The sequence below is a fragment of the Campylobacter sp. CH278 genome, from assembly GCF_004378845.1.
Lineage (GTDB): Bacteria > Campylobacterota > Campylobacteria > Campylobacterales > Campylobacteraceae > Campylobacter_D > Campylobacter_D jejuni.
In genome coordinates this window covers 57757-65696 of sequence record NZ_RYXZ01000010.1, presented here as the reverse complement: position 1 = coordinate 65696, position 7940 = coordinate 57757, and the positions used below count along the sequence as shown (strand labels likewise).

Sequence of the window (7940 nt, the reverse complement as noted above, 5' to 3'; positions counted from 1 at the left end):
GAAAGTTTAAAACAAAATTTCTCTATACCCTCCCCCCGTGAAGTTAAAAAGCTTAATAGCTGGCATAGATGTCCTTGGAAAATAAAATTAAAATAACAATGTTTTGTAACATCGCAAAAAACGAGTGCAATTCTAATTAAATTTAGCTTAATTATAAATTAAATTAAAATTTATTATTTTATTCTCATTGAAATATAATATCCATATTTTAAACAAAAAAATAAATACATGATTGGCTTTTAAATACTATAAAAACTACATTTAAAAGCCCTAAATAAAATGATTTATGTAATAAATATTACTTTTATATAAAAATTTAGGGTAAATGAAAAAACAATATCTAAAAGCCTAATTTACAATACTTTGAGAAATTAAAAAATAACAATTTCAAAAATAAAAAAGAAATTTGTGATTTTTTTATTTTTTTAAAGAAAATAGTATAATTTTTTTGCAAAGTGATAAAAAAATTAAATTAAAATGTAGTTTTTTAGCTTAAAATATCTTAAAATTTCTTCTTTAGCTTTTAAAATATCATCAGTATTTAACTCAAGATCAATCTTATCTGGTTTTTTATAAGTTTTATCATAATACTCCAAAAGCATAGTAATAAGCCTTTGCCATTCTTTTCTCTCATAACTTTGAAGCAAATCTTGGCGTAAATTTAAGCTGATATAAGGGCTGATTTTTTGCACACATTGTTGAAATTTTAAAGGAGTCATTTTCTCTTGATAAATTTTTTGTATTCTTTTAACGCGATTTTCCAAAGAACAAAAACAATAAATTTTAAAAGCCTTTTGCATTTTTTCATAAAATTTCAAAGGTAAGATGATATCCCCTATTTTGCGACTTTCGCTTTCTATGAAAGCAAAATTTTCTAAATTTTGCATATTGTGAAAAAGTTCTGCTTCAAAAGCTTTTTGCGTAGGTTGTTTTCCTAAAATATCACCAAAAGACGAGCCTAAATGATTTGCTATTTTTTCCAAATTTATAGCTTGTGGGAGTTGTTCTAAAAGCTCTGTTTTTCCACAGCCTGTATTGCCACAAAGAGTAAAAAAATCAAAATTTATTTCATTTTCAAAATAATGCGTTACAAAAGTTCTATAAGCTTTAAAGCCACCTTTTAAACGCACCACTCTAAAGCCAAGCTCACTTAAAATCACTGCGATAGACTTTGAACGCAAACCCCCACGAGAACAATAAATCCCCACCTTTTCTCCTATGCGAAAATTTTGGGTGATTTTTAATATATGCTTAGCGGTATTTTGACAAATATAACTCGCACCCCTAGCCTTGGCTAAAGCTTGATTTTTCTTATAAATCGTTCCTATTTCTTGATATTCTTCATCATTGAGTGCATAAAAATTTAAAGCTCCTATCAAATGAGAATGCAAAAATTCTCTAGGGCTTCTTACATCGATTAAAAAAGAAAAATTTTCTTTTTGAAACTCTGCAAATTCAACTTCACTGAGCATTTTTAAAAGCCAAAACAAGTTTTTGATAAACTTGCTCGATATTAGTGCCACAAACCCTAGTTTCTCCTATGGTTGTGATAAAATTTGTATCTCCTGCCCAACGTGGCACTAGATGATAATGACAATGAGGTGCTATGCCAGCTCCCGCATCTTTGCTTAAATTCATACCGATATTGACCCCATTTGCATGAATTTGCTCTTTTAAAATTTTCACTCCCAAACGCACAAAATGGCTCATTTCTTGCCAAATTTCATCGCTTAAATTTTCTATATGCTCTTCATGTACATAAGGAATCACCATAAAATGCCCCGCAGAATAAGGATAGCGGTTCATCACTCCAAAACAATGCTTTGCTCTAAAAATTACGCCTAAATCTTCATCGCTTTTAATCTTATTAGCACAATCACAAAATGGACAAACGCTTTTTTCTTTTTCAAAATACTCACTCCGCCATGGTGCATACAAATACTGCATTTTCCCTCCTTAAAGCAAAGCTTTTAAAGCCTTTCCTTCATCTTTTTCGCGCATAAAATATTCGCCGATTAAAAAAGCATCAACGCCTAAATTTTGTAAATGCTCTAAAAATTCTTTATTTTCTAAACCACTTTCTGCGATGATGATTTTTGAATTTGGGATTTGTGGGATAAGTTTTTCACACAAACTCATATCCATAGTAAAATCCTCTAAATTACGATGATTGATACCGATAATATCCGCTCCAGCAAAAATAGCCTTACTCAAATCCTCTTTATCATGAATTTCAACCAAAGCCTCAAGACCTAAATGTCTTGCAAACTCAAGCAGTTTTTTAAGCTCTTTCATGCTTAGCATTTTAGCGATTAACAATACAAAATCCGCCCCATAAACCAAAGCTTCTAAAATTTGATACTCATCAAAGATAAAATCTTTTCTAAGTAAAGGAATTTGCGTATAACGGCGTATAAGACTTAAGTATTCTAAAGAACCCTTAAAAAAATGCGGCTCAGTTAAAACAGAAATCGCCACAGCTTTGTTTTTCTCATAATTTAAAGCGATACTCAAAGGATCAAAGTCTTCTCTAATAACCCCTTTGCTAGGACTTGCTTTTTTTACTTCTGCTATGATTTTAACTTCTTTTTCTACTCTTTTTAAAGCCTTAATCACATCTTTTGGAAAGAAAGGATTTGAAGCTAAAGAACGCCCTAACATATCATAAGGAAGTTTTAGTTTGCGTTCTTTTAAATCTTCTTTTGTTTTTTCAAAAATTTTATCCAATATCATGGTTTTACACACGCCTTTATCGCTTTTATATGAGCTTTACTCTCATCAGAATTTGCAAATTCTTTATCATCTAATGTTTGTTTTAAAATTTCCCATGCTTGCTTACAATCGCCTAGTTTATAATACCCCCAAGCTAAAGAATCTAAATAATACAAATTCTGCGGATCTTTTTCTAAGGCAAGTTTCACAAGCTCTATACCTTTTTTAACATCTAAATCATAATCTATAAGCAAATATCCATAGTAGTTTAAATACAAAGCATTGCTATCTTTATCGATAGCCTGTTCGAATTTTTCTTTTACAGAATCAATTACTTTTGGAGTGATTTTTTTAGCTTCATTTGCAGCTTCAAATTCAAAAACTGCCGCTCGTAGAAGATATTCTTTATTTTTTGTTTTATGATAAAGAGCTAAACTCATTTTTTTAGCATCATCAAAGCGTTTTAAATTCTGATACAAAGCGAGTTTAATATCATCATCTAAATCATACTGCAAAGAAATTTTTAAAGCTTCTTCTGTTTTGCCTTGAGAATTTAAAAGCTCAACCAAAGCCAATGCAAAACTTTTATTTTTGGTAAGTTGATAAAGCTCTTTATATATACTTTTTAAAGCTTCGATATTTTTTTCATCAAAATAAATTTTAGCAAGCAAGACGCAAGTTTTGAGAGTGCAACCATTGGTTTTTCTTGAAAATTCTAAAACATTTTTAATATTTAAAGTATCATTCAAAATCGCATAAATTCCTATGAGTTTAAATAAAATTTCTTCATTTTGCACTTGATTATAAGCAGATCTATAGTATTTTGTAGCATTTTTTAAATCATTTTTTTTAACCAAAATATCTCCGTAAAGCTCTAAATTTCTAGGATCACTATCCTTTTTTGTTAAAAGCTCTTTCATAAGTTTTTGAGCATTGTTGATATCATTTGAATTTAAAGCATAAAGAGCACTAAGTCGCTTAAGATTGTCATTTTGATTTAAATAAGGCTTTGCTAGATTATTTAACTCTGCTTGCTTGTCAAGATTGTTTGCTAAAGTAAGTAAAAATGCATTTTCTAAAAAATTAGTATTATTATAATCTTGATAAAGACTTAAAAATTCATCTCTGGCTTCTTTGTATTGTTTATAATACTCATAATTATAAGCCTTCATAACCCTTAAATCAAAATCATTGCTTTTATATTTTGTATAATCAGGATAAACAACATTGATTTTTGAACTTCCACAAGCTGCCAAAAAAAAGGCTGCTAAGACAAATAACAAATACCTATACATTCTTTTTCTAATTCCTTTTGATGTGTTTTAAAATATTCCCAAAATGGAAAAGTTCTGCATTGTTTTGGACGAAAATCGTAGATACTGCAATTTCTTTTTTGAGTATCAAAAAAAATGCAAGCAAAGCCATCTTCAAATTCGACTTCCTTAAAACTCATTTTAAAGCCCACTTTTCTCAAGTATTTTTCAGCAAATTCTTTGCTTTCTAAATTTAAATGCTTTCTTAATGCTTCTAATTCTTCCTTGCTTGCAAAAATATTGCCACTTTCTCCAGTGCAACACTTTCCACCGCATTTCTCACAAGCATTTTCATCAAAAGCATAAGAAAAATTTTTATCAAATATCATAACTTTTTAACCTAAATCTTAAGTGAATTTCTTGCATTTGTTTGCTTAAAATTTCATTTTCATATACAAAAAAAGGAGGTAAAATCTCACAAGGCGATTTTGAACCTTTTTTTACCTGTATCAAAACAAGTCTTGCTTTTTTGTTTTGATGTGTATGTACAAAGCAAAGCTTTGTTATTTTTATTTTCATATCTTTTAAAATAAAACAAATTTCATCTAAAGCTAAAGCTTCATAGCAAAAATACAAAGTACCATTTGGCTTAAGCATAGAATTTGCTTTAGTTAAAAAGCTATGCAAGGGTAAAAATTCCTGAAATTTACTTATAGCTTTATGCTGATCTTCACTCTTGTAAGCTCCTTGTCTATAAAATGGAGGATTGCAAACTATGAAGTCAAATTTTTTTATGCTTTGAAATTGATTGAAATCATCATGAAAAATATCGCCTTGTATTTGGTTGGATTTTAAATTTTTTTCAATCAATTTTATATTTTCTTTTTGAATATCAATCAAAGATAAACTTAAATTTGCAATATTTTTTTTAAGTAAAATACCTATGATACCACAGCCTGCACCTACATCAAAAACAGCGCCTTTAATTCCTTGTTTTAAAATAAAATCAGCTAAAATTAAAGAATCACTATTGTAACGATACCCTTGTGATAATTGTGCTAGCGTAATCAAATCTGACATATATTTTAATGCGTTGGAATTTTAATGCGTTTTGGAGGTTGTTCTTTAAATATATTTTGTTCTTTTGTTATATTATTATCTTCTTTAAAATTTACTGGGCTTTGTGCTGTCAAAAAAGAAATTACAAAAGTTATAAAAAAAGCAATTTTTATCATAATAACACCTCATAAAATGGTGTCCACGGCGAGATTCGAACTCACGGCCTCAAAATTAGGAATTTTGCGCTCTATCCTGCTGAGCTACGAGGACAGAAAGCGGGAAAAATCCCGCTAAAAATTTAACCGTTTCTTTTTTTGATGATTTCATCCGCAACGTTTTTAGGAACTTCATCATAGTGATCAAATTCCATAGAATAAGTCGCACGACCTTGAGTTTGACTTCTAAGATCAGTTGAATATCCAAACATTTCAGCCAAAGGACAAAATGCTGTGATGATTTTATTTCCACCGCGCTCATCCATGCTATTTACTTGACCACGGCGTTTGTTAAGATCTCCAATAACATCACCCATATAATCTTCAGGAGTTTCTACTTCAACTTTCATCATAGGCTCTAAGATCACAGCACCTGCTTTTCTAGCACCTTCTTTAAAACCCATAGAAGCAGCAAGTTTAAACGCCATCTCAGATGAATCCACCTCGTGATAACTTCCATCATAAACAGTTACTTTAACATCTTCCACAGGATAACCTGCTAAAACACCATTTTGTAATGCTTCTTGAACACCTTTATCAACTGCAGGAATGTATTCTTTTGGAATTACCCCACCTTTGATATCATTAACAAATTCATATCCACTACCTGGCTCAAGTGGTTCAAGGCGTAAGAATACATGTCCATACTGACCACGACCACCTGATTGTTTAGCGTATTTGTATTCTTGTTCAACAGTTTTTCTAATAGTTTCGCGATAAGCAACTTGTGGTTGACCTACTTCAGCTTCAACTTTAAATTCACGAAGCATTCTATCAACGATAATTTCAAGGTGTAACTCACCCATACCTGAAATGATAGTTTGACCACTTTCTTCATCTGTAGAAACTCTAAAACTTGGATCTTCTTGTGCTAATTTATTTAAAGCAATAGACATTTTTTCTTGATCAGCTTTAGTTTTTGGCTCAACTGCAACAGAAATAACTGGATCTGGAAAATCCATTCTTTCAAGGATTACCTTATCTTTTTCACTTGCAAGAGTATCCCCTGTTAAAGTATCTTTAAGTCCTACAACAGCACCAATTTCGCCTGCGTAAAGCACTTTAATCTCTTCTCTTTTGTTAGAGTGCATTTTTAACAAACGACCAATTCTTTCTTTTTTATCTTTAGTTGAGTTATAAGCATAAGAACCACTTTCCAAACAACCACGATAAACACGCACGAAAGTAAGTTGTCCTACAAATGGATCTGTCATAATTTTAAATGCAAGTCCTGCAAACTCGCCATCATCAGTTGATTTTACAGAAACTTCTGTGCCATCTTCATATTCACCCTTGATATTTGCCACTTCATCAGGAGCTGGCAAATAAGCCACAACAGCATCAAGTAAAGGTTGAACCCCTTTATTTTTAAACGCTGTACCGCAAAGCATAGGAACGATAGAAAGACTTAAACATCCTGCTTTAATCCCTGTTTTAATCTCTTCAAGGCTTAATTCTTCTCCGCCTAAATATTTTTCCATCAACTCATCTGAAGTTTCAGAAACTGCTTCTATCATTTTTGTACGATATTCTTCTGCCTTTTCTTTAAGTTCAGCTGGAATTTCTTTTTCTACATAATCCGTTGGCTTAGTATCATCTTCCCAAACTAAAGCTTTCATAGTTACAAGATCGATTACGCCTTTAAAATTATCCTCAGCACCAATTGGAATTTGAAGTGGAACTGGATTAGCTTTTAAACGGTTGCGAATTTGATCTTCTACATTATAAAAATTTGCACCGATTCTATCCATTTTATTTACAAATACTATTCTTGGAACACCGTATTTATTTGCTTGTCTCCAAACTGTTTCACTTTGAGGCTGCACCCCACCCACTGAACAAAATACCGCAACAGCACCATCAAGAACACGCATAGATCTTTCAACTTCAATTGTAAAATCCACGTGGCCTGGAGTGTCAATAAGATTGATTTGATGATCTTTCCAAAAACAAGTTGTAGCCGCAGAAGTGATAGTAATCCCACGCTCTTTCTCTTGTTCCATCCAGTCCATAGTTGCAGCACCATCATGAACTTCACCGATTTTATGACTCATACCTGTAAAGAAAAGAATTCTTTCAGATGTAGTCGTTTTACCCGCATCAATGTGAGCAGCAATACCGATATTTCTAACTTTTTTTAAAGGAGTACTTCTTGACATACACACTCCTTCTTACCAACGATAGTGAGCAAATGCTTTATTTGCTTCAGCCATTTTATAAGTATCTTCTTTCTTCTTAAATGAAGCACCTTTGCTATTTGCTGCATCTAAAAGCTCAGCTGCAAGTTTATCAATCATAGTTCTTTCGCTTCTTTTTCTTGCAAAAGAAATAATCCAACGAATCGCCAAAGCTTGTTGTCTAGCAGGACGAACTTCAACTGGAACTTGATAAGTTGCACCACCTACACGACGAGATTTTACTTCTAATAAAGGCTTAATATTTTCAATCGCATCATTAAAAATATCAATACCTTTTTTCTCGCCACCTTTTTTATCAATAGCTTCCAAAGCACCATACATAATTGTTGTAGCTGTGCTTTTTTTACCATCATACATTAAAGAATTAATAAATTTTGTGATTACTTTATTACCATAAATCGGATCAGGCAAGACTTCTCTTACCGGAGCTTTTCTTCTTCTCATTATTTTTCCTTCAAATTTTAAATTTTACTCAAACAAAATCAAATCTAACGGATTTGTCT

The 7940-nt window shown here is 31.4% G+C and carries 9 protein-coding genes and 1 tRNA gene; all 10 read right to left on the bottom strand.

From position 1 onward, the window contains the following. Window positions 1-467: 467 nt before the first annotated feature. A complete protein-coding gene (mnmH, locus tag ELQ04_RS08300) occupies window positions 468-1472 on the bottom strand; it encodes a tRNA 2-selenouridine(34) synthase MnmH (RefSeq protein WP_032595178.1) in 1005 nt (334 codons plus the stop codon). Further along, window positions 1462-1947 (bottom strand): HIT domain-containing protein, encoded by a 486-nt coding sequence (locus ELQ04_RS08295; protein WP_002937963.1) that lies wholly within the window; start codon window positions 1945-1947, stop codon window positions 1462-1464. The genes mnmH and ELQ04_RS08295 overlap by 11 nt, the downstream gene beginning before the upstream one ends. A gap of 9 nt (window positions 1948-1956) precedes the next feature. Beyond that, a complete protein-coding gene (gene trpC, locus ELQ04_RS08290) occupies window positions 1957-2733 on the bottom strand; it encodes an indole-3-glycerol phosphate synthase TrpC (protein WP_002937967.1) in 777 nt (258 codons plus the stop codon). Further along, window positions 2730-4007, bottom strand: coding sequence for a hypothetical protein (locus ELQ04_RS08285; RefSeq protein ID WP_002937968.1), 1278 nt, complete (start codon window positions 4005-4007; stop codon window positions 2730-2732). The genes trpC and ELQ04_RS08285 overlap by 4 nt, the downstream gene beginning before the upstream one ends. Further along, on the bottom strand, window positions 3980-4354 hold the full coding sequence (locus ELQ04_RS08280; RefSeq protein ID WP_002933038.1) for a YkgJ family cysteine cluster protein: 375 nt from the start codon (window positions 4352-4354) through the stop codon (window positions 3980-3982). The genes ELQ04_RS08285 and ELQ04_RS08280 overlap by 28 nt, the downstream gene beginning before the upstream one ends. Further along, window positions 4344-5045 (bottom strand): tRNA1(Val) (adenine(37)-N6)-methyltransferase, encoded by a 702-nt coding sequence (locus ELQ04_RS08275; protein WP_002861225.1) that lies wholly within the window; start codon window positions 5043-5045, stop codon window positions 4344-4346. The genes ELQ04_RS08280 and ELQ04_RS08275 overlap by 11 nt, the downstream gene beginning before the upstream one ends. Before the next feature lie 5 nt (window positions 5046-5050). Then, the gene (locus ELQ04_RS08270) at window positions 5051-5200 is read right to left on the bottom strand and encodes a hypothetical protein (RefSeq protein ID WP_002857548.1); all 150 of its coding nucleotides are present in this window, start codon (window positions 5198-5200) and stop codon (window positions 5051-5053) included. A 17-nt stretch (window positions 5201-5217) separates the two neighbouring features. Beyond that, window positions 5218-5294 (bottom strand) — tRNA-Arg (locus ELQ04_RS08265). 28 nt (window positions 5295-5322) lie between these two features. Then, the gene (fusA, locus tag ELQ04_RS08260) at window positions 5323-7398 is read right to left on the bottom strand and encodes an elongation factor G (protein WP_002779472.1); all 2076 of its coding nucleotides are present in this window, start codon (window positions 7396-7398) and stop codon (window positions 5323-5325) included. A gap of 12 nt (window positions 7399-7410) precedes the next feature. Then, the gene (gene rpsG / locus ELQ04_RS08255; protein WP_002779471.1) at window positions 7411-7881 is read right to left on the bottom strand and encodes a 30S ribosomal protein S7; all 471 of its coding nucleotides are present in this window, start codon (window positions 7879-7881) and stop codon (window positions 7411-7413) included. Between the last annotated feature and the right edge of the window lie 59 nt (window positions 7882-7940).

Bases quoted from the DNA above. Each gene is read 5' to 3' on its own strand.
- ELQ04_RS08280 (WP_002933038.1), bottom strand. From the start codon at position 4,354: ATGATATTTGATAAAAATTTTTCTTATGCTTTTGATGAAAATGCTTGT.
- ELQ04_RS08295 (WP_002937963.1), bottom strand. From the start codon at position 1,947: ATGCAGTATTTGTATGCACCATGGCGGAGTGAGTATTTTGAAAAAGAA.
- rpsG (WP_002779471.1), bottom strand. From the start codon at position 7,881: ATGAGAAGAAGAAAAGCTCCGGTAAGAGAAGTCTTGCCTGATCCGATT.
- mnmH (WP_032595178.1), bottom strand. From the start codon at position 1,472: ATGCTCAGTGAAGTTGAATTTGCAGAGTTTCAAAAAGAAAATTTTTCT.
- ELQ04_RS08270 (WP_002857548.1), bottom strand. From the start codon at position 5,200: ATGATAAAAATTGCTTTTTTTATAACTTTTGTAATTTCTTTTTTGACA.
- trpC (WP_002937967.1), bottom strand. From the start codon at position 2,733: ATGATATTGGATAAAATTTTTGAAAAAACAAAAGAAGATTTAAAAGAA.
- ELQ04_RS08285 (WP_002937968.1), bottom strand. From the start codon at position 4,007: ATGTATAGGTATTTGTTATTTGTCTTAGCAGCCTTTTTTTTGGCAGCT.
- ELQ04_RS08275 (WP_002861225.1), bottom strand. From the start codon at position 5,045: ATGTCAGATTTGATTACGCTAGCACAATTATCACAAGGGTATCGTTAC.
- fusA (WP_002779472.1), bottom strand. From the start codon at position 7,398: ATGTCAAGAAGTACTCCTTTAAAAAAAGTTAGAAATATCGGTATTGCT.